The following is an 18,475-nucleotide window of genomic DNA, read 5'->3' as shown; positions in this document are numbered from 1 at the left end:
TCGCGGGACAGACCGCCGGTATCCGGATACCAGGATCTAGAGTGGCCGCCATGGCTCGACTCACCCGCGCGGAAAGCCAGGCCCGTACCCGCGAGCAACTCGTCGCGACGGCCAAGGAACTCTTCCTGCGCGACGGCTATCTCGCCACGTCGCTGGAGAAGGTCGCCGACGAAGCCGGCTATTCGAAAGGTGCGGTCTACTCCAACTTCCGCAACAAGGACGAGCTCTGCCTGGCCGTTCTCGACCGGATCCACGAGGAGCAGGTCGCCCTCATCGCCGGCGCCCTTATCGACGCCGACGGGATGGAAGGCCTGATCACGGCGTTCGAGGAATGGGCCGAACGCAGCATCGGCGACCAGGCGTGGACCGCGCTCGAGGTCGAGTTCGCGACCAACGTCCGACACCATCCCGAGGTCCGCCACGAGCTGGCGATCCGGGACAAGGCCATCCGGGACACCATCGCGGCCCTGCTGACGAGCTACTCCGAACAGTTCGGGATCACGCTGCCGATGTCGGCGGACGACGCCGCGACCGCCCTGCTCAGCCTGGGCATCGGACTCGGCGTGCAGCGCGCGATCGACCCGACCATCCCGGTGCACGTACTCCCGGCCGTCATCCGCCTCTTCTCCGGCACGCCGCAGTAGACCCCTCAAGGCCATCCTGATGGCGACCCTCGCGGTGCGTTGACCACACTGCCTGGAACTTAAGGGGGTTTGGGGTGGTCGGTTCTGTGCAGAGCAGCAAGGACCGGGGCGAGTGGGTGCTGGTAGCGGGGTTGAAGGCCAGTCGCGTCGTGCAGGTGGCCTTCACGACACGTCAAATCGTCGCAGTCCCGCACACGCCGGGACTAGACCACTTCGACGTGTTCGTAAAGTAACCTACCAATCACTCTTGAATAATCATTCCAGGATGGCTACCTTACTGACAACGCCGCCACGACAGCAGGGCACACTTGCCCGCTGACGAAAGGAACCGTTTTACGGCAGCCGGTCCGAAATGGGGCACCGTGCCGGGCATACGTCACCTAATTACGCCGACCGGAGGCAGGGCTTCCACCTGTCCTTGGTGGCCGTGCCGAAATAGGGAAAAACGCAGTCGATTTCTCGCCTATTTATCGCGGAAGGAAACTTTCTGCATGTCTCATCGTCAAGTCGGCCCCGGAGTTCGCCTCGGCATCGGCGTCGCTTCCGTTCTGGCACTGGCCATCGCCACTCCGGCGACGGCCTCCCCCGCACTCGCGGCGGCGGCGCACGCGTCGGCGTCATCGGTATCGATCAAGGCCTCCGGTGGCGACCTCGCTTCCCCGGCCAAGAAGGAGATCGCGATGGAGCTCGTCTCCAGCGCGGAAAACTCTTCACTGGACTGGAAGGCCCAGTACAAATACATCGAGGACATCGGCGATGGCCGCGGTTACACCGCCGGCATCATCGGTTTCTGCTCCGGTACCGGTGACATGCTCGAACTGGTACAGGCCTATACCGATGCCAACCCGGGAAACCCGCTGGCCAAGTACCTGCCGGCATTGAAGAAGGTCAACGGAACGGCCTCGCACACCGGTTTGGGAAGTGCGTTCATCTCGGCGTGGCAGCAGGCCGCGGGCACCTCCGCCTTCCAAACCGCGCAGAACAACGAACGTGACCGCGTCTACTTCAACCCGTCGGTCAACCAGGCGAAGTCCGACGGGTTGGGCGCGCTCGGCCAGTTCGCCTACTACGACGCCATCGTCATGCACGGGCCCGGCGACACCTCCGACAGCTTCGGCGGAATCCGCTCGGCGGCGATCCAGAAGGCCAAGCCCCCGTCACAGGGCGGCAACGAGACCACCTACCTGAACGCGTTCCTGGACGTGCGCAAGAAGGTCATGCAGCAGGAAGAGGCCCACTCCGACACCTCCCGCGTCGACACCGAGCAACGCGTGTTCCTCAACGCGGGCAACCTCGACCTGCACACCCCGCTGAAGTGGAAGACCTACGGCGACTCGTACTCGATCAGCTGAGTCGTTCTGTAGATGGCGAACGGCCTGTCCTCTGCGGAGGGGGCAGGCCGTTCCGTCAATCCAGGAGCTAGTCCCCAAGCTAATCCCCGATGGCGCCGAGGATCCGGGCGAGGAACTCGGAAATGTGCGCGCGCAGGAGTTCGGCCGCGGTGTCGGCGTCGCCCTTTTTCGCGGCGGACAGGATCGCCTTGTGCTCGGTCCACTCCTTGCGCCAGCTGGGGTTGTTGTCCCAGCCGACGACGCTGATCAGCGCGGCCCGGTCCTTGAGGTCGTCGAGGATGTCGACGAGCAGCGGGTTGCCGCAGCCGCAGTAGAGCGCGCGGTGGAAGCGCCGGTTGACCAGGCTCAGCGTGGCCTGGTCGCGCGCGGTGATCGCCGCGGACGCCTCCTTGAGCGCGTCACCGGCGTCCTCGAACAGCGTGGCGTCGTGACGGTCCACAGCCCGCCGGACGGCTTCGGGCTCCAGCACCAGGCGGACGTCGTAGACGGCCCTGGCCAGATCGGCGTCGACCACGCGGACCGAAGCGCCCTTGTACGGGCTGAACGTGACGAGGCCGGAGTTCGACAGCACCTTCAGCGCCTCGCGCACCGGAGTCTTCGACACCCCTAGCCGCTGAGCCAGTTCGGCCTCCACCAGCGGCTGACCGGGCAGGAGTTCCCTGGTCAGGATGCCCCGGCGGATCTCCTCCAGCACCACTTCGGTCCGTGAGGCCGGCAAGCTGAACGTCCCTGGCATGGTGATCTCCGCATCGGCTCGCTTTCGCAGATACTGCCAAATCTACTTGCCTCGCGCTTGGCGAGTGGAGAAGGTCACGCGTCGGCAAATCATATATGATACTTCATATTCGACCTACCCGGTAAGATCGACGATATCGACCGGCAAGCCACCCGCAGCACCCCGAGGAAAACCATGAAACGACCCGAGGACCTACGCAGTCACCGCTGGTTCGGCGGCGACGACCTGCGCGACTTCAGCCATCGGGCGAGGAGCCGGCAGCTCGGCCTCAACCCCGAGGAGCACCTCGGCAAGCCGGTCATCGGGATCCTCAACACCTGGAGCGACATCAACCCCTGCCACATGCACCTGCGGGAACGTGCCGAGCAGGTGAAACGCGGGGTCTGGCAGGCCGGCGGCTTCCCACTCGAATTCCCGGTCGCGACGCTGTCGGAGACCTTCCAGAAACCGACGCCGATGCTCTACCGGAACCTCCTCGCGATGGAGACCGAGGAAATCCTCCGGTCCTACCCGATCGACGGCGCGGTGCTCATGGGCGGCTGCGACAAGACCACGCCCGCCCTACTCATGGGCGCCGCGAGTGCCGGGTTGCCCGCCATCTTCGTGCCCGCCGGGCCGATGCTGCGCGGCCACTGGCGCAACGAGGTACTCGGCAGCGGCACCGACATGTGGAAGTACTGGGACGAGAAACGCGCCGGGCTGATCGGTGACACCGAGCTCGCCGAACTGGAACGCGGACTGGCCCGCTCCCCTGGCACCTGCATGACCATGGGCACGGCGTCGACGATGACCTCGGCCGCCGAAGTGCTCGGGATGACCATGCCCGGCGCCGCGTCGATCCCCGCGGTCGACTCCGCCCACCACCGGATGGCGGCGGCGAGCGGCCTGCGGATCGTCGACATGGTCTGGGAGGACCTGACGATCGGCCAGGTGCTCGGCAAAGACGCGTTCGCCGACGCGATCACCACCGTGCTGGCACTCGGCGGCTCGACCAACGCCGTCATCCACCTCATCGCGATGGCCGGCCGCTGCGGGATCCCGCTGAGCCTCGCGGAGTTCGACGTCGTCGCGCGGGAAGTCCCGGTGCTGGCCAACATCCGGCCGGGCGGGGCCTACCTGATGGAGGACTTCTACTACGCCGGCGGCCTGCCCGGGCTGCTGTCCCGACTGACCGATCTGCTGCACACCGACCGGCCGACGGTCAGCGGCCGCACCCTCGGCGAGACCCTCGAGGGCGCGCGGGTGCACAACGACGACGTCATCCGGCCGCGCGACAACCCGCTGGCGGCCGAAGGCGGGGTCGCGGTGCTGCACGGCAACCTGGCCCCTTCGGGCGCGGTGATCAAGCACATCGCCGCCGAAGCCCGCCTACTGCGACACACCGGGCCTGCCGTGGTGTTCGACGACTACCCCGACCTCAAGAAGCGGATCAACGACCCGGCGCTCGCCGTCACCGCGGATTCGGTGCTCGTCCTACGCGGGTCCGGGCCACTCGGCGGGCCCGGCATGCCCGAGTACGGCATGCTGCCCATCCCGGACTATCTACTGGCACAAGGCATCCGCGACATGGTCCGGATCTCCGACGCGCGGATGAGCGGCACCAGCTACGGCGCGTGCGTCCTGCACGTCGCGCCGGAATCGTTCGTCGGCGGGCCGCTCGCGCTGGTCCGCGACGGCGACCCGATCACCCTCGACGTCCCGGCCCGCACGCTGCGGCTCGAAGTCGACGACGTCGAGCTCGAGCGTCGTCGCGCGGAGTGGGTCGCGCCGGCGCCGAAGTTCGAACGCGGTTACGGCGCCCTCTACTCCGAGCACATCACCCAGGCCGACGAAGGCTGCGACTTCGACTTCCTCGCCCGCCCCGGGGCGAATCCGGAGCCGGACGTCCGATAATCCTTGGGTGACTTGTCGGAGTTGTCCGGTAACCGAGTATCGTCACCCGAGTGGAGTTTTCGCGGGACCCCCGCTGGCCCGAGTCGCATTCCGAGCAGACGGACATCCTGCCGGTCACGATGCCCGAGCCCGCCGGCCCCCCGGAGCCGGAGTCGGAGCGCGGTGGACGGCGCCGACTGGCGGTCATCATCACCGGCTCGGTGCTGGGCGCGCTCGCCGCGATCTACGGAATCGACCTGCTGGCGAGCCAGGGCGAGGTGCCGCGCGGGGTGAGTGTGGCCGGGGTCGACCTCGGTGGGATGAGCCACGGCGCGGCCGACCAGGAACTCCGCGCCCGGATCGGCGCCCGGCTCACCCAGCCGGTGCGCGTCAGGGCCGGTGATGTCGAGGCGTCGCTGACCCCGTCGGCGGCGGGGCTGCGCCTGGACATCCCGGCGACGCTGGACGCCGCGGGCACCCAGCCGCTCAACCCGCTCACCCGGCTCACGTCGATGTTCTCCAGCCACGAAGTAGACGTGGTCACCCGCGCGGACGAGACGAAGCTGGCCGCCACGCTGGAAGCCTTACGTGCCAAAGCCGATCACGATCCGGTCGAAGGCACGGTCCGCTTCGACGGCGTCCAGCCGGTCGCGGTGGAACCGATACCCGGCCGCAAGCTCGACACCGCCGCCGCGGCCGAGACCGTGCTCACCCGCTGGGTCTCCGATGACGTCGTCGAGCTCCCCCTCGTCCCGAAACCGGTGAAGGTGTCGTCGGCGGCCGTGCACGAAACCCTCGACCGTGTCGCGAAACCGGCCGTCGCAGCGCCTGTCGTGGTGAAAGGCGAAGGCAAGGACGCACGACTCGCGCCGCTGGACATTGCGGGCGCGCTGACCTTCACCCCCGGTGACGGCGGCGCGCTGAACCCGGTCGTCGACCAGGCGAAGATCGTCGCGAAGGCAGAGCCGCAGCTGCAGTCGTCGGAGAAAGAGGGCAAGGACGCCCAACTCGTGTTCACCAGCGGGAAACCGTCGGTGCAGCCGTCCGTCGACGGCCACACCATCGACTGGGAAGCCAGCCTGAAACCGATGCTCGACGTCCTCACCCGCGCGGACGGCCGTGAGCTGGAAGCGCAGTACACGAACAAACCCGCAAAGGTCACCACCGCGCAGGCCGAGCAGCTCGGGGTCAACGAGGTCATCGGCGAGTTCACCACCGGCGGGTTCGCCCAGGACTCCGGGGTCAACATCCGGGCCGTGGCGAAGAAGGTCGACGGCGCACTGGTCAAACCGGGGGAAACGTTCAGCCTCAACGGTTTCACCGGCCCGCGCGGGGCTCCGCAGGGGTACGTGGAGGCGGGCGTGATCGAGAACGGCGCGCCGGCCCGCGAAGTCGGCGGCGGCATCTCGCAGTTCGCGACCACGCTCTACAACGCGTCGTACTTCGCGGGAATGAAGGACGCCGGGCACCGCGAACACAGCTACTACATCAGCCGCTACCCCGCCGCGCGCGAGGCGACGGTGTTCCAGAACCCCGACGGCGCCAGCGTCATCGACCTGAAGTTCACCAACGACAGCGAGACCGGCGTGGCGATCCAGACAATCTGGACCTCGTCCTCGCTGACGGTGAAACTGTGGGGCACCAAGCGATACGACGTCGAATCGGTGCCGGGAGAGCGGTCGAACTTCAGCGAGCCGCCGACAAAACCCGGGCCTGCCGAAAACTGCCACACCGGCGCCGGCGCGCAGGGGTTCACCACCTCGGACACCCGGATCCTGCGTGACGCCGCGACCGGCCGTGAAGTCCGCCGCGACACCCGCACGGTCCACTACAACCCGCAGCCGAAGATCACCTGCGGTTAGCGCGGCGCTGACGGTAGCCTCCTCCGATGGACAAGGGGGCTACATGACGCAACACACCACCGCCGGGGATCCTGCCGAACCCGCGATGTGGCTGTACGGGCTGTGCAAGTCGTTCGGGTCGACCAGAGCTGTCGACAACGTCGAGCTGAAGGTGCCGCGGGGGTCGTTCTTCGGCCTGGTCGGGCCGAACGGCGCCGGCAAGACGACGTCCCTGTCGATGGCCGTCGGCCTGCTGCGGCCGGACTCCGGCGGCGCGCGGATCTTCGGCGTCGACGTGTGGCAGAACCCGCAGGTCGCGAAGACGCTGATCGGGGTGCTGCCCGACGGGCTGTCGATCCCGGAACGGTTGACCGGCCGCGAACTGCTGAACTACATGGGCCTGCTCCGCGGCCTCGACGCGGTCACCGTCGCCGAACGCGCGCACGAGCTGCTCGGTGTCCTCGAACTGCTCGAAGCCGAACGGACACTGGTCATCGACTACTCCGCCGGGATGCGCAAGAAGATCGGCCTGGCGATGGCGCTGCTGCACGCGCCCAAGCTCCTCGTGCTCGACGAACCGTTCGAGGCCGTCGACCCGGTGTCGGCGTCGACCATCCGCACCATCCTGCAGCGCTTCGTCGCCTCCGGCGGCGCCGTCGTGCTCTCCAGCCACGTCATGGCGCTCGTCGAGCAGCTCTGCACGGACGTCGCGGTGATCACCAAGGGACGGGTCGTCGCGGCCGGTCCGCTCGCCGAGGTCCGCGGCGAAGGCACCTTGGAAGAAGCGTTCGTGCACATCGTGGGCGGACGTACCGGCGGCGCGGAAGGACTGTCGTGGTTGGCGTCCTCGCCCGAATGAAACTGCGCGTCCTGCGCAACTCCCTGCACGGACGCCAACTGGCCGCGATGATCTTCGGCGGGCTGCTCGGGCTCGGCGCCGCGGGCGTCACCATCCTGGCCGGGATCATCCCGTTCGACCACCCCGGTACCAGCGTCGACGTCCTCACTTCGCTCTACGCCATCTGGTTCATCGGCTGGGTGCTCTCCCCGGTCGCGACCGGCGGCGGCGACGAGACCCTGCGACCCGAGCATTTCGCGCTGCTGCCCATCCCGCGCCGGAAGCTGGCCGCCGGGCTGCTCGCCGCCAGCCTGGTCGGCGTGACATCCGTGGTCACGCTGGTGGCGTTCCTCAGCCTGTTCGTCTACGGGCTGCGGTTCGGCATCGGACCGGCGTTGATCGGCCTGGTGTTCTCGGTGCTGCAGCTGGCACTGGTCGTCCTCGTGTACCGCGTGGTGATGGCCGGGCTGGGCGCGTTGCTGACTTCACGCAAGGGCAAGGAGCTCGGCATCCTGCTGGTGGCGTTCACCGGGTTCTCCGGGATTGCCATCAACTACGTGCTGAGCAGCGTCGGACCGGCCATCGTCGACGGCAGGGCGTCAACGCTCACCACGGTCGTCCGGACGCTACCGTCGGGCTGGGGCGCGGTCGCGGTCCGCGCCGCGGCGGACTCCTCGTGGCTCGAGGTTCTCGGCCTGCTGTTGGCGATGGTCGCCGTCCTAGCCGCTCTTCTCGCGCTGTGGGGCGCGCTGCTGGTCAGACGCACGACGAGCACGTCGTTCCGCGGCTCGTCCCGCACCCGCGCGAAGCGCACGACCAGGCGGCAGCTGCTGCCGGACACCCCGATCGGCGCGGTCGCCCGGAAGGAGCTGCACACCTGGTGGCGCGACGTGCGCCGGCGGACAGCTCTGCTCTCGACGCTGTTGGTCGGCGTCGTGATCGCGGTCGCGCCCGCGTTGTCCGGCGGCACCTCGCAGACGCTGCCGTTCCTGTCGGTGCTGGTCGTGGTCTTCGCCAGCATGCAGGCCGGCAATCTGTACGGCTTCGACGGGAGCGCCCTGTGGCACACCCTCGTCGTCCCCGGGGCCGAGCGCGCCGACGTCCGCGGCAGGCAGCTCGGCTGGGCGCTGCTCATCGCGCCGCTCGGCCTGCTACTGGCCGCCGTGCTACCGGGCGTCACGTCGAAGGCTTGGCTGTATCCCTGGGTGTTCGGGCTCGTCCCGGCGCTGGTCGGGGCCGGGGCCGGCGTCATCCTGCTGCAGTCGGTGTTCGTCGCGTTCCCGCTGCCCGACCAGCGGCGCAACGCGAGCCCGTTCGCTTCGGGCGGCAGGCCGGGTTGCGCCCGCGCGCTGCTGCAGCTGTCGATCACGGCGCTGCTGGTCGTGGCCGCGCTCCCGGTCGCGGGCCTCGAACTGGCCGGGACGCTGACGCACACTCCGGTGCTGACCTGGGCAGGGGTCCCGCTCGGGATCGTCGTCGGCGGCGTGCTGGCCTGGTGGTGGGGCCGGATCGCCCTCGCCCGGCTCATCCAGCGCGGTCCGGAACTCCTCGCCACCGTCAGCAAGGAGCGCTAGGCGGCCGGTTGTGACCAGGGCTGGTGAGTGTTCCGGCCGGTTAGAAGCGGCCGGAACACTCACCAGCCCGGTATTCTGGACGGCCGACGGAGGGGTGGCGCATGTTCGAGAGGTTCACTGAATCGGCCCGGCGGATCGTCGTCCTGGCCCAGGAAGAAGCCCGGCTGCTCGAGCATCGGTCGATCGGCACCGAGCATCTGCTACTGGGCCTGATCTCCTTGCGGGAACAGGCCGGGGACCCGCCGCTCGTCGGAGTGGGGATCTACGTGGCACGCGACGTCACCCAGCGGCTCTCCCCCGCGCAAGCTCCGGCAAGTTCACATATCCCGTTCACTACCAGGGCGAAGAAGGCGCTGGAGGAGGCGTTGCGCGAAGCCACCGCCGCCCATGTCTCGTTCATCGCGCCAGGGCACATCCTGCTGGGCATCCTCGATGACACCGAGAACCTCGCCTGCCGGGTGCTGGCCGACATGGACGTCGACCTCGACGACGTGCGGCGGCGTGCGCTCGCGTCGGTGCAGGCAGAGGTCAAAGCAGGCTCGGGCGAGCGCAGCCCCGCGGTGGACATGGTGCCCCGGCTGGCGATCCTCGAGCAGCAGGTCACGCGGCTGACCGCGCAGGTGGCCAAGCTGCAGCACCGCCTCGACGAGCGCTGAACCGAATCTGTCGTACCCCGCGGCTACCGTTTGTGACATGGCCACCCTGGTTTCGTTCCACGCCCATCCCGACGACGAGTCCATCGCTTGCGGCGGAGTCATGCTCAAAGCAGCCGAGGAAGGACACCGCGTCGTGCTGGTCGTCGCGACCCGCGGCGAACACGGTGAAGTGCCGGACGGGTTCCTCTCCGAAGGTGAGCAGCTGTGGGAGCGCCGCATCATCGAAACCCAGGCCGCGGCAGACGTCCTGGGGGTGAAACGCGTCGAGTTCCTCGGTTACGTCGACTCGGGGATGATGGGCGAGACGCTCAACGACGCCCCGGGTTCCTTCTGGACAGCATCGGTCGAGGAAGCCGCGCAGAAGCTGGCCGCGATCCTGCGCGAGGAGAGCGCCGACGTCCTCACTGTCTACGACGACAACGGCGGCTACGGCCACCCCGACCACATCCAGGTGCACCGCGTCGGCATGCGCGCGGCCGAGCTAGCCGGCACCGCGCGGGTCTTCCAGAACACGATGAACCGCGACCACATGATCCGCGGCCGGCAGGCGGCCGTCGCGGCGGGCGTCGAACTCGAGATGCCCGACATCGAAGAGCTTCCAGACTTCGGCAAGCCGGAGTCGATCATCACCGCCGCCGTCGACGTCACGGCGTTCCTGCCGCGCAAACGCGCCGCCATGCGCGCCCATTCCAGCCAGATCAGCGAGGAGTCGTTCTTCCTTTCGCTGGCCGACGAGGCGTTCGCCGGAGCGTTCGGCACCGAGTGGTTCATCCGCGAAGGCCAAGGCCCCGGGATCACCGAAACCGACCTCATGGCCGGCCTCTGAGAGCACCTACCGGAGGCCGCGCCCGACAGCGGTCACGTCGAGTTCTACGAGCTGGCCCGGGTAGCCGAGCTGGCTGACGCCGACCAGGGTGCTCGCGGTGGTGAAGGCTTCGCCGATCTCGGAGTCCTTGAACCGGCTCCACACCGCGGAAAGCACGGGCTGCTCGTCGGACCGGACATAGACCACCGTGCGGATGACGTCGGACGCCCGCACATCGGCGTAGACCAGTGCGGTCGCTGTGTTGCGGATGACCTGGTCGACCTGGGCGAACACGTCGCCTTCGACGACCTGGTCGTCCGGGGTGACCGGGCACTGGCCGGCGAAGTAGATCGTGGTCCGGCTGTCGGTCTCGTTGACGTGGTGGTAGCCGGGTGTCGGATGAAGCCCCGGCGGGGTCCGCCTGATGATGCTCACCGCGTCATCCTCGTCGACCGAAACCGGCCGATGCCACCGCTTTTTCGCCGCGCCCAGCGCGGCAGCAGTGATGGCGTTGGAGTGGCTCCTGGAGGCACTTTCGGCAGGGCAGAGACGTCGTCAAGGCCTAGTTGAGTGCGCCTTACGCCGTGAAGGTGGCCTTCACGACACGCCACAACGAGACGACGCCACAGGCCCGCGGACCCCCTTGCGCATGCACCAACTCGCCTCGATCCTTGCTGCGGTAAAGCCGAACCTGCCACCTCAACCGACCAACCACCCGACACCCCTCGGGGCCACCCTTATGGCCTTGAACGCCACGCGAGGGTCGCCATGTCGTGCCGAGGGAACGCCGTCAGCCCCGCTCAGGCTCCGGGCTCGCGCCACATGGGCCACATCGGCGGCCCGTCGGGCAGGTGGAACGGGGCCCCGTCACGGTCGCGGTAGCCGTGGCGCAGGTAGAGCTCGCGGGACCGCGGGCCGCTCGCTTCCAGGTACCCCGCGACCCCGGCCGCGTCGAGCAGGCGGTGGTTCTCGTTGATCAGCACAGTGCCCAAACCCTGCCCCTGCACAGCCGGCAGGACGGCAAGGAACGCCAGGTGCTGGTGCTCGACGCCGTGGGGATGACTCGCGTCGAACAGTTCGTCGAGCGTCCGGAACCGGTCGGAATGCGGGCCGCAGGCCGCGACCAACCGGGCGTCGTAGTCCGCCGGTGGCGGCATCTCGTCGACAGCGGCGTGCGGGAACCACACGGCCGCCGCGGAGTAGTCGGACAGCAGGTCGACGTGGCCGTGGACGAGGGCGTGCTCGACCATGATCAGGAAGTCGGCCTTCAGCACCTTCGTCCGTTCGGCCGCATCATCGGGTACGAGCCACTTCGCGGGTTCGATGTCGGTGAACGACTCGGCGACGATCCCGGCGACCAGGTCCGCCTGCCCCGCCTCCGCGCGAACGATCTTCGGCGTCACAGCGAAGCCTCCTCGGCGCTGAACGCGACGGCCACAGCCGCGACAGCGGTCTTGGCACCCATGCCGATGGTCGCGTAGACATCCGGGCGCTTGGCCCGCAAGGCCAGCCCCCAGAAGATCCCGAGTATCGCGACGACCAGGTAGATCACCGGGATCAGCCAGCGCAGCGGGTCGTCCGGCTGCACGCCGAGCAACGTCGCGAAGTTGGTCACGGCGAGGTACACGACGACGAGCAGCGCGATGCTGGCCAGTGCGGGCGCGATCAGCCGACGCCAGAGGTTCTCCTCCGACGGCGTGCGCTTGAAGAACACCACGACCGAGATCGACGTCGTCGCGATGAGGAACAGCACACCGAGCCCACCGGCAGTGCCACCCCAGAAGAACAGCTTGATCAGCGGGTCCCCGCCGGTGACGGCGTAGAGCACGATGACCACGAACCCGATGACGGTCTGGATCAGCGAACCGATCATCGGCGAGCCGGTGCGCGAGGTCCGGCCGAGCGCGGCGGGGAGGACCCGCTCGCGGCCGAGCGCGAACATGTAGCGGGCCGTGGTGTTGTGGAACGAGATCATCGCGGCGATCAGGCTGGTGACGAACAGGACGCGCCCGATCTCGACGATCGCCCCGCCCAGATGAGCCTGCGCGAGGTTGAAGATCAGTTCCGTGCTGTCCGACTGCGACTTCGCGACGATCTGGCCCGGCCCGGTCGCAACGCTCATCGCCCACGACGCGAACGCGTACAGGACCCCGATGATGCCGACCGAGAGGAAGGTCGCGATGCGGACCGTCCGGCGCGGGTCGCGCGCTTCTTCGCTGAAGACCACAGAGGATTCGAACCCGACGAACCCGAGCGTGGCGAGCCCAAGGATCGCGCCGACCCCAGGGCCGAACAGGTTGCTCGGCTCAAGGGTGTCGAAGGTGATCGAGCCGCCGGCCGGGTGGAACAGGTCGGCAATGCTGAACAGCACGATGACCGCGACCTCGGTGCACAGCAGGACGGCGAGGATCTTGCCGTTGACGTCGATCTGCTGCAGGCCAAGCGCTCCGACCAGCGCCCAGGCGACCAGCGCGACGATCCACCAGGCGACGTCGACGGAGAACCAGTCGTGCAGGACCGGTGCCGCGGCGGCGCCGATCGCGCCGTAGAGCCCGACCTGCAACGCGTTGTACGCGAGCAGCGCGACCCACGCGCCACCGACGCCGAGCGGCTTGAACAGGCCCTGGCTGATGTAGGCGTAAAACGCACCGGCGTTGGCCAGGTAGCGGGCCATCGCCACGTACCCGACGGAGAACAGCGCGAGGACGAGCGCGACGACGACGAACGCGAACGGGATGCCGACCAGGCCGGTGATGGCGAAGCCGGTGGTCACCACGCCCGCGACCACGGTCAGCGGGGTCGCCGCCGACATGACGAAGAACAACACGGACGGGACGCCGAGGCGGTCGGCCGCCAGCGCCGTCGACACGCTTCCGCGCCGGTTCGATGACCTCGTATGGGACATGGCTGCTCCAGGGTTCAGGGGGGGACCGGACAGTGAGGGTGTTCCGGCGGCGCCTATTTCCGATGCCGGAGAACGGCGTCGCCGATCGCGGCCTCGGTCTCGGCGACCAGGGCGCGCAGCGAGGGCGGCAAGCGGGGCACGGCACCCATGAGGTGCTCGCGCCCGTCCGCCGGGACTCCTTCGAGCAGAGTCCGGTCGAGCCCGGTCGCGGCCAGCAGGCCGGCCAGGACGACGTCGGTGAGTTCCAGTTGCTCGCGGCGGGTGGCGCGCAACGCCAAGCGCGCGAGCGGCCAGGCCGCGGTGTTCATGTTGACCGGCCGGTAGACCACGGTGCGCCGGATGCGGCCCGCGGCGGTCGCCCGGACGTGGCCGGCGGCGAGCAGCCTGCGTGCGACGAGCTCGAACGTCGTCCGGCTGAGGTACCGCAGCCAGTCGCGGACGACGGTGACCTCGTGCTCGCGGATCATTTCCTCGAGAATCGCCTGGCCGGCGAGATCTTCGGGCAGCGTGCGGTCCACCACCGAGAGACGCCCTTTCGCCACGGTGATCCGCCCGGAGATGACAAGTTCGCACAACAGTGAACCGGCGAGCCCGAGGCCCAACGCGCGGTCGCCGAGCCTGCTCTTGCCGGACACCTCGTCCTGCGCGGCGAAGAAGAAATCATCGGCGAGTAGCAGCGCCAACACCGATACGGCTCCCCTTCCGGACCGACGTGAGCGAGCGGTGAACAGTCATCGTGGCACGAACTCCCCAGTTTCTGCCCTATTGGTCCAGTCATCCGTGGCGGCGGGCCAAGGGTAGTGGTTGGCGCTCGTACACGGCCCTGAGACCCCCACGTTCCTGGTAGCGAGTCCAGGTCGTGAGATCGGCGAACAATTCAAAGGGCACCTGCGCAGTACCGGATGCTCTATTAGTGTGAATAATTCGCACCAAAGGTCTAATCAGTACGAGCAACTAAGTCACCGTATGCGACCACCCCGAGGGCACTTTTGTCCAAAAGTGCCCTCGTTGAAAATTCAAAGGGGGCACAAAAGTGCAAAAGTGCCCCTTCGGTCGCTTCGCGCGTCGTTACCCCTCGCAACTCGACGGCGAGTTGCGGTACTTAGCGTCCGCAAGCATCGCAACTCGACGGCGACTTGCGGGCTTCAGGAGGCCAGGGTGCGGTAGAGGGCGAGGTGCGCGGAAGCGGCGGCGGGCCAGGTGTAGCGCGCGGCGAGCGCACGGCCGGCGTCGAGATGGGACGTCGGATCGGCCAGCGCCACCCGCAGTTCGCGTGCGAAGCCGGGCGGGTCGTCGGCAAAGCGCACGGCACCGTCGAAGACTTCGCGCAAGACGGGGAGTTCGCGGGTCACCACCGGGACGCCGGCGGCGAGCGCCTCCATCGCCGCCATCCCGAACCCCTCCTTGGTCGACGGGAACGCGAACACGCTCGCCGAGGTGACCAGCGACGGCAGTTCGCCGTGGTCCACGGTGCCGAGGACGGCGGGTTCGACGTCGAGCTCCGCGGCCCGCTTCTCCCACTGCTCGCGGTAATCGCGGTAGTCGAACAGCGTCTCGCCGCCCGCGATGACCAGCCGGACGTCCGGCTCCTGTTCGCGCAGCAGGGCGTACGCCTCGAGCAGGTCCAGCGTGCCCTTGCGCGGCTCGATCCCGCCGACGGCGAGCACGTACCGGCCGAACCACTCCCGCCACGGGCCCGGCGGCGCGGACGCGAACCGGTCGGCGTCGACGCCGTTGGGGATGACGGTCGCGGTGATACCCCAGCCGTCGGCGACCTCGGACGCGACCGCGGCGGACACGCAGACGTGCGCGAACGGCCGGACGATCGCCCGCTCATGGCAGGCCGCCAGCTCGGGCGTGGTGAAGTGGTCGAGGTGGTGCACGGTCCGCACGCAGCGGTCGACGGCGTTGGCGCTGATGCAGTCCTGCGCGTGCACGACGTCGAAGTCCGCCGGGGTGAACGCGGCACGCAGGGTGGCGATGGACCGCAGGATGCGCTCGCCGACCGTCTCCTCCGCGAAGTCGACGAACGGCACGATCGCCAGCCGCACGCGCGGGTCGACCGGCCGGAAGAACCCGGTGTCGCCGCCACGGCCCAACGTCCACACCGTGACGTCCTGCCCGAGCGCGGCCAATGCCTCGGCGAGCGCGAGTGTGTGCACGACCCCGCCACGCGGCTTCGTCGAGTAGCTGAGCAACGCGATCCTCATACCCGGCATCCGTTCACGCGAGGCCTCGGTAGCTGGCGGGTTTGCGTTCACCGAGGTGGTTGAGGACGCGGCGGGCGGTGGCGATCTCGGCGGCGACGTCGAGTTCGGCTACCGCGATCCCGGCCTTCGACCAGGTGCGCGCGAGAATCTCGCCGCCGGGGCCGACGACCTTCGCCTGCCCGAGGAACCGCATCCCGCCCATCGCGCCGGTCTGGTTGGACGACGCGAGCACGACCTGGTTCTCCGCCGCGCGGGCGCAGTCGTACAGGTCGAACAACCGCGACTGCCGGTCCTGCGCCATCCGCGGCGCGCGGTTGGTGATGCTCGTGGGCCACGCCGACAGACACGCGACGATCTCCGCGCCGTCGACGGCGAGGCTGCGGGTGGCCTCCGGGAACGTCTTGTCGTAGTCGATCAGCATGCCGACGCGCCCGACCGGGGTGTCGAACGCGGCGAAGGTGTCACCCGGCGAGTACGCGACGCTCTCCCCCGGCGGCTGGTGGACCTTGCGATGCCGCCCGAGGACGCCGTCGCCGGTGACACACACGGCCGAGTTGTACCGATCGTCCCCGTCCGCCTCGCAGTAACCGACGCAGACGACCATTTCCGCGGCCATCGCGGCGATCTTGCGCAGATGCGCGTCGTCCGGTTCGAGCGCCGGTGGCAGCGCCTCGGGGTCCGGATGGCGCAGGTCCGCGAGGTACCCGCCGAGCGCGGCGTCCGGCAGCACCAGCACCGACACCCCCGACTGCCGGGCGTGGTCGATGAGCGTCGCGATGCGCTGCAGGCCGAAGTCGAGGTCGCGGCCGAAATGCGCGGCGACGGCGGCGATGCGGATCAGCGCCATCTACGCGGCACCGGCGGCGTAGGCCTCCGGGCGCCGGTCCCGCAGATGCGCCATCGAGCGACGCGCGGTCGCGAGGGCCTCGGCGACGTCGAGCTCGGCGACAGCCATTCCCTCGGCGACCCCGGTGTCCGCGAGGATCTCGCCGCCCGGGTCGACGATCTTGGCACTGCACACGAACTTCAGGTCACCGAAGGTGCCGGACTGGTTCGACGACAGCCAGACGATCTGGTTCTCCAGCGCGCGGGCGCGGTCGAACAGGTCGAACCGGCGCTTCCACCGGTCCTGCTCGAGGTCGGCACTGGCGTTGGTCCGGCTGCCCGGCCACGCGGACATGCACACGACGATCTCCGCGCCGCTCAACGCGAGCGCCCTGGCCGATTCCGGGAATGCCTTGTCATAACAGATCATCATGCCCAACCGGCCGACCGGCGTGTCGAACGCCTCGAACAAACCGCCCGCGCCGTAGCTCGCGCCCTCGTTCAGCGGCTGGTGGACCTTGCGGTGGTGGCCGAGGACGCCGTCGCCCGTGACACACACCGCGCTGTTGTACAACCGGTCACCCGCGTCCTCGCAGTAGCCGGCGGTCACCACCATGTCGCCGGCCAGCGCTGCGAGCCGCCGGATCTCCGGGCCGTCGACGGCGAGTGCGGGCGGACCCTCGGCGCCGCCGTCGAGGTTGGCCAGGTAGCCGCCGAGGCAGGCCTCGGGCAGCGCGAGCAGTCGGACACCTTCGGCTCTGGCTTCCGCGATCAGCTTCTCGATGCGGGCGAAGCCACCTTCGAGGTCACGGTCGAACGGCGCCGCGACCGCAGCCATCCGCAAGATGGTCATGTTCTCCCCAATCCGGTTACATCGTCATCGATCACCCGGGTCTGTTCGCCGTCCGGCCAGCGCAGCGTGACGCCGCGTCCGTCGACCAGTTTGCCGCATTCCACGCTCACCGCCGGTCCGGCGTCGAGTGGCGGGCCGCCGGCGGTGAGCATCGCGAACCCGGGGAAGCAGGTGAACCAGTCGCCCACGGAAGCTTCCGGTGGCCGGGGCACGTCGGCGACGTCGAGGACCGCGCCGCATCCGCCGGCTTCGGCGAGCATCCCGAGGGTACCGGCGAGACCGGCCATCGAGACGTCCTTCGCCGCCGCCGGACGCGCCGCGGCGACCGCGCCGAGCATCGCCCGGAGTTCCACAGTGGACCGCGTGCTCGTCGAATCCCATTGACGTCCGGTGTACCCCGGCCGCCAGGAGCCGCCGAGGTCCGCGGTCAGCCGCACCTTCTGGCCAGGTCTTCCGCCGCCACCAGGTACCGGATTCGACGTACGGCCGAGCGCGGTGACGGCCAGCGACGCCGGAACCCCGAACTGCGTGTGTCCACCGAGGACAGGGACGCCGTAAGCCTGGCTCGCCCGCCGCAGTCCGGAAAGGACTCGCGAGGCGAACGACCGATCGCGGGCGCCGAGCGCGTCGAGCAGGCCGACAGGCTCGGCACCCATCGCGGCGAGGTCGTTGAGGTTGACCAGCACCGAGCACCAGCCTGCCCATTCCGGGTCGCGCTCGACCATCGACGGGATGATCGCGTCACAGGCCGCGACGACGTCGGTGCCCGGCACCGGGACACCGTCGTCGCCGACGAACCCGGGAACGCCGGTGAGACCATGCAGCAATGAGCCCAGCGCGCTTTTGGTCGACCTGGCCAGGGCCGCGATCCGCCCGATCGGCCACCGCATCAGGACGTGGTCGGCCCCGGCGACGGTCACCGGGCGCACGCTGTCCCAGCCGAGCCGGGTGAACATCCGCTCGTTCTGCTGCTGCACGGTCGCCTCGAACCGCAGCACCCCGGCGCTTTCGGCACGGGCGCACGCGGCTCGGACCAGCGCGGCGCCGACGCCGAGGCGCACCCCGGGCTCGACGACCAGCCGACCGCCGGTCCACCAGCCCAGGTCCGGCCCGTCGTCGACGGGACCGAGCCGGACACCGCCGAGCACGGCACCCGAAGTATCCCGGGCCAGCAGCACGATCGTGCGTGAATCGTCATCGCGCGCGTCGAGGTCGTGAGTGTCGAAGAGGCCTTGCCGCTCGACGAACACCTTCGTCCGCAAAGAGTGGTACGCGTGGCGGTCCTGAGCCTCTTCGATCCGGAAATCCGGTTGCCGAGCAAGGGTTTTCGAATCACCGAGGATGGCGAGCACGTCCGGGTCCAT

The 18,475-nt window shown here is 68.9% G+C and carries 17 protein-coding genes; 8 read left to right on the top strand and 9 right to left on the bottom strand.

What is annotated here, in order from left to right; genetic code table 11:
- Nucleotides 1–50: 50 nt before the first annotated feature.
- Complete coding sequence (locus tag JWQ81_RS40065) at nt 51–644, top strand: TetR/AcrR family transcriptional regulator (protein ID WP_297550212.1); 594 nt, start codon at nt 51–53, stop codon at nt 642–644.
- A 491-nt stretch (nt 645–1,135) separates the two neighbouring features.
- A complete protein-coding gene (locus tag JWQ81_RS40060) occupies nt 1,136–1,996 on the top strand; it encodes a chitosanase (protein ID WP_297550210.1) in 861 nt (286 codons plus the stop codon).
- A gap of 79 nt (nt 1,997–2,075) precedes the next feature.
- On the opposite strand, the gene JWQ81_RS40055 is transcribed toward JWQ81_RS40060, so the two are convergent.
- A complete protein-coding gene (locus JWQ81_RS40055) occupies nt 2,076–2,732 on the bottom strand; it encodes a GntR family transcriptional regulator (protein WP_297550208.1) in 657 nt (218 codons plus the stop codon).
- Nucleotides 2,733–2,906: 174 nt separating this feature from the next.
- Between JWQ81_RS40055 and araD the strand changes: the two genes are divergently transcribed.
- The 6 genes from araD to JWQ81_RS40025 all read left to right on the top strand — a co-directional run bounded on the left by araD (nt 2,907) and on the right by JWQ81_RS40025 (nt 10,339).
- Nucleotides 2,907–4,625, top strand: a complete 1,719-nt coding sequence (gene araD, locus JWQ81_RS40050; protein WP_297550206.1) for an L-arabinonate dehydratase — start codon at nt 2,907–2,909, stop codon at nt 4,623–4,625.
- A gap of 50 nt (nt 4,626–4,675) precedes the next feature.
- The gene (locus tag JWQ81_RS40045; protein WP_297550204.1) at nt 4,676–6,466 is read left to right on the top strand and encodes a VanW family protein; all 1,791 of its coding nucleotides are present in this window, start codon (nt 4,676–4,678) and stop codon (nt 6,464–6,466) included.
- Nucleotides 6,467–6,509: 43 nt separating this feature from the next.
- The gene (locus JWQ81_RS40040) at nt 6,510–7,304 is read left to right on the top strand and encodes an ABC transporter ATP-binding protein (RefSeq protein ID WP_297550202.1); all 795 of its coding nucleotides are present in this window, start codon (nt 6,510–6,512) and stop codon (nt 7,302–7,304) included.
- A complete protein-coding gene (locus JWQ81_RS40035) occupies nt 7,301–8,857 on the top strand; it encodes a hypothetical protein (RefSeq protein ID WP_297550200.1) in 1,557 nt (518 codons plus the stop codon). The genes JWQ81_RS40040 and JWQ81_RS40035 overlap by 4 nt, the downstream gene beginning before the upstream one ends.
- 101 nt (nt 8,858–8,958) lie before the next feature.
- Nucleotides 8,959–9,513 (top strand): Clp protease N-terminal domain-containing protein, encoded by a 555-nt coding sequence (locus JWQ81_RS40030; protein ID WP_297550198.1) that lies wholly within the window; start codon nt 8,959–8,961, stop codon nt 9,511–9,513.
- A 37-nt stretch (nt 9,514–9,550) separates the two neighbouring features.
- A complete protein-coding gene (locus JWQ81_RS40025) occupies nt 9,551–10,339 on the top strand; it encodes a PIG-L family deacetylase (RefSeq protein ID WP_297550196.1) in 789 nt (262 codons plus the stop codon).
- Nucleotides 10,340–10,345: 6 nt separating this feature from the next.
- On the opposite strand, the gene JWQ81_RS40020 is transcribed toward JWQ81_RS40025, so the two are convergent.
- From JWQ81_RS40020 to JWQ81_RS39985, 8 genes are all read right to left on the bottom strand, one after another.
- A complete protein-coding gene (locus JWQ81_RS40020) occupies nt 10,346–10,753 on the bottom strand; it encodes a Rid family hydrolase (RefSeq protein WP_297550194.1) in 408 nt (135 codons plus the stop codon).
- Nucleotides 10,754–11,118: 365 nt separating this feature from the next.
- On the bottom strand, nt 11,119–11,721 hold the full coding sequence (locus JWQ81_RS40015) for a GNAT family N-acetyltransferase (protein ID WP_297550175.1): 603 nt from the start codon (nt 11,719–11,721) through the stop codon (nt 11,119–11,121).
- Nucleotides 11,718–13,223, bottom strand: a complete 1,506-nt coding sequence (locus JWQ81_RS40010; protein WP_297550174.1) for an APC family permease — start codon at nt 13,221–13,223, stop codon at nt 11,718–11,720. Before JWQ81_RS40010 ends, JWQ81_RS40015 begins: the two co-directional genes overlap by 4 nt.
- A 53-nt stretch (nt 13,224–13,276) precedes the next feature.
- Entirely contained in the window at nt 13,277–13,909 is a 633-nt protein-coding gene (locus tag JWQ81_RS40005) for a GPP34 family phosphoprotein (RefSeq protein ID WP_297550173.1), read from the bottom strand.
- A gap of 459 nt (nt 13,910–14,368) precedes the next feature.
- Nucleotides 14,369–15,433 carry an MSMEG_0565 family glycosyltransferase gene (locus tag JWQ81_RS40000; RefSeq protein ID WP_297550172.1) on the bottom strand — a complete coding sequence of 355 codons (1,065 nt, stop codon included), beginning with the start codon at nt 15,431–15,433 and terminating at the stop codon, nt 14,369–14,371.
- A gap of 13 nt (nt 15,434–15,446) precedes the next feature.
- Nucleotides 15,447–16,280 (bottom strand): carbon-nitrogen hydrolase family protein, encoded by an 834-nt coding sequence (locus JWQ81_RS39995; protein ID WP_297550171.1) that lies wholly within the window; start codon nt 16,278–16,280, stop codon nt 15,447–15,449.
- A complete protein-coding gene (locus JWQ81_RS39990; RefSeq protein ID WP_297550170.1) occupies nt 16,281–17,111 on the bottom strand; it encodes a carbon-nitrogen hydrolase family protein in 831 nt (276 codons plus the stop codon). It lies immediately after the preceding gene.
- Nucleotides 17,108–18,475, bottom strand: a complete 1,368-nt coding sequence (locus JWQ81_RS39985) for an MSMEG_0567/sll0787 family protein (protein ID WP_297550168.1) — start codon at nt 18,473–18,475, stop codon at nt 17,108–17,110. Before JWQ81_RS39985 ends, JWQ81_RS39990 begins: the two co-directional genes overlap by 4 nt.

The organism is Amycolatopsis sp. (genome assembly GCF_025464955.1).
Lineage (GTDB): Bacteria > Actinomycetota > Actinomycetes > Mycobacteriales > Pseudonocardiaceae > Amycolatopsis.
The sequence above is the reverse complement of the archived record's forward strand: the minus strand, read 5'-3'. Positions and strand labels throughout refer to the sequence as shown.

Bases quoted from the DNA above. Each gene is read 5' to 3' on its own strand.
- JWQ81_RS40065 (WP_297550212.1), top strand. From the start codon at position 51: ATGGCTCGACTCACCCGCGCGGAAAGCCAGGCCCGTACCCGCGAGCAA.
- JWQ81_RS40060 (WP_297550210.1), top strand. From the start codon at position 1,136: ATGTCTCATCGTCAAGTCGGCCCCGGAGTTCGCCTCGGCATCGGCGTC.
- JWQ81_RS40055 (WP_297550208.1), bottom strand. From the start codon at position 2,732: ATGCCAGGGACGTTCAGCTTGCCGGCCTCACGGACCGAAGTGGTGCTG.
- araD (WP_297550206.1), top strand. From the start codon at position 2,907: ATGAAACGACCCGAGGACCTACGCAGTCACCGCTGGTTCGGCGGCGAC.
- JWQ81_RS40040 (WP_297550202.1), top strand. From the start codon at position 6,510: ATGACGCAACACACCACCGCCGGGGATCCTGCCGAACCCGCGATGTGG.
- JWQ81_RS40035 (WP_297550200.1), top strand. From the start codon at position 7,301: ATGAAACTGCGCGTCCTGCGCAACTCCCTGCACGGACGCCAACTGGCC.
- JWQ81_RS40030 (WP_297550198.1), top strand. From the start codon at position 8,959: ATGTTCGAGAGGTTCACTGAATCGGCCCGGCGGATCGTCGTCCTGGCC.
- JWQ81_RS40025 (WP_297550196.1), top strand. From the start codon at position 9,551: ATGGCCACCCTGGTTTCGTTCCACGCCCATCCCGACGACGAGTCCATC.
- JWQ81_RS40010 (WP_297550174.1), bottom strand. From the start codon at position 13,223: ATGTCCCATACGAGGTCATCGAACCGGCGCGGAAGCGTGTCGACGGCG.
- JWQ81_RS40000 (WP_297550172.1), bottom strand. From the start codon at position 15,433: ATGAGGATCGCGTTGCTCAGCTACTCGACGAAGCCGCGTGGCGGGGTC.
- JWQ81_RS39995 (WP_297550171.1), bottom strand. From the start codon at position 16,280: ATGGCGCTGATCCGCATCGCCGCCGTCGCCGCGCATTTCGGCCGCGAC.
- JWQ81_RS39990 (WP_297550170.1), bottom strand. From the start codon at position 17,111: ATGACCATCTTGCGGATGGCTGCGGTCGCGGCGCCGTTCGACCGTGAC.
- JWQ81_RS39985 (WP_297550168.1), bottom strand. From the start codon at position 18,475: ATGGACCCGGACGTGCTCGCCATCCTCGGTGATTCGAAAACCCTTGCT.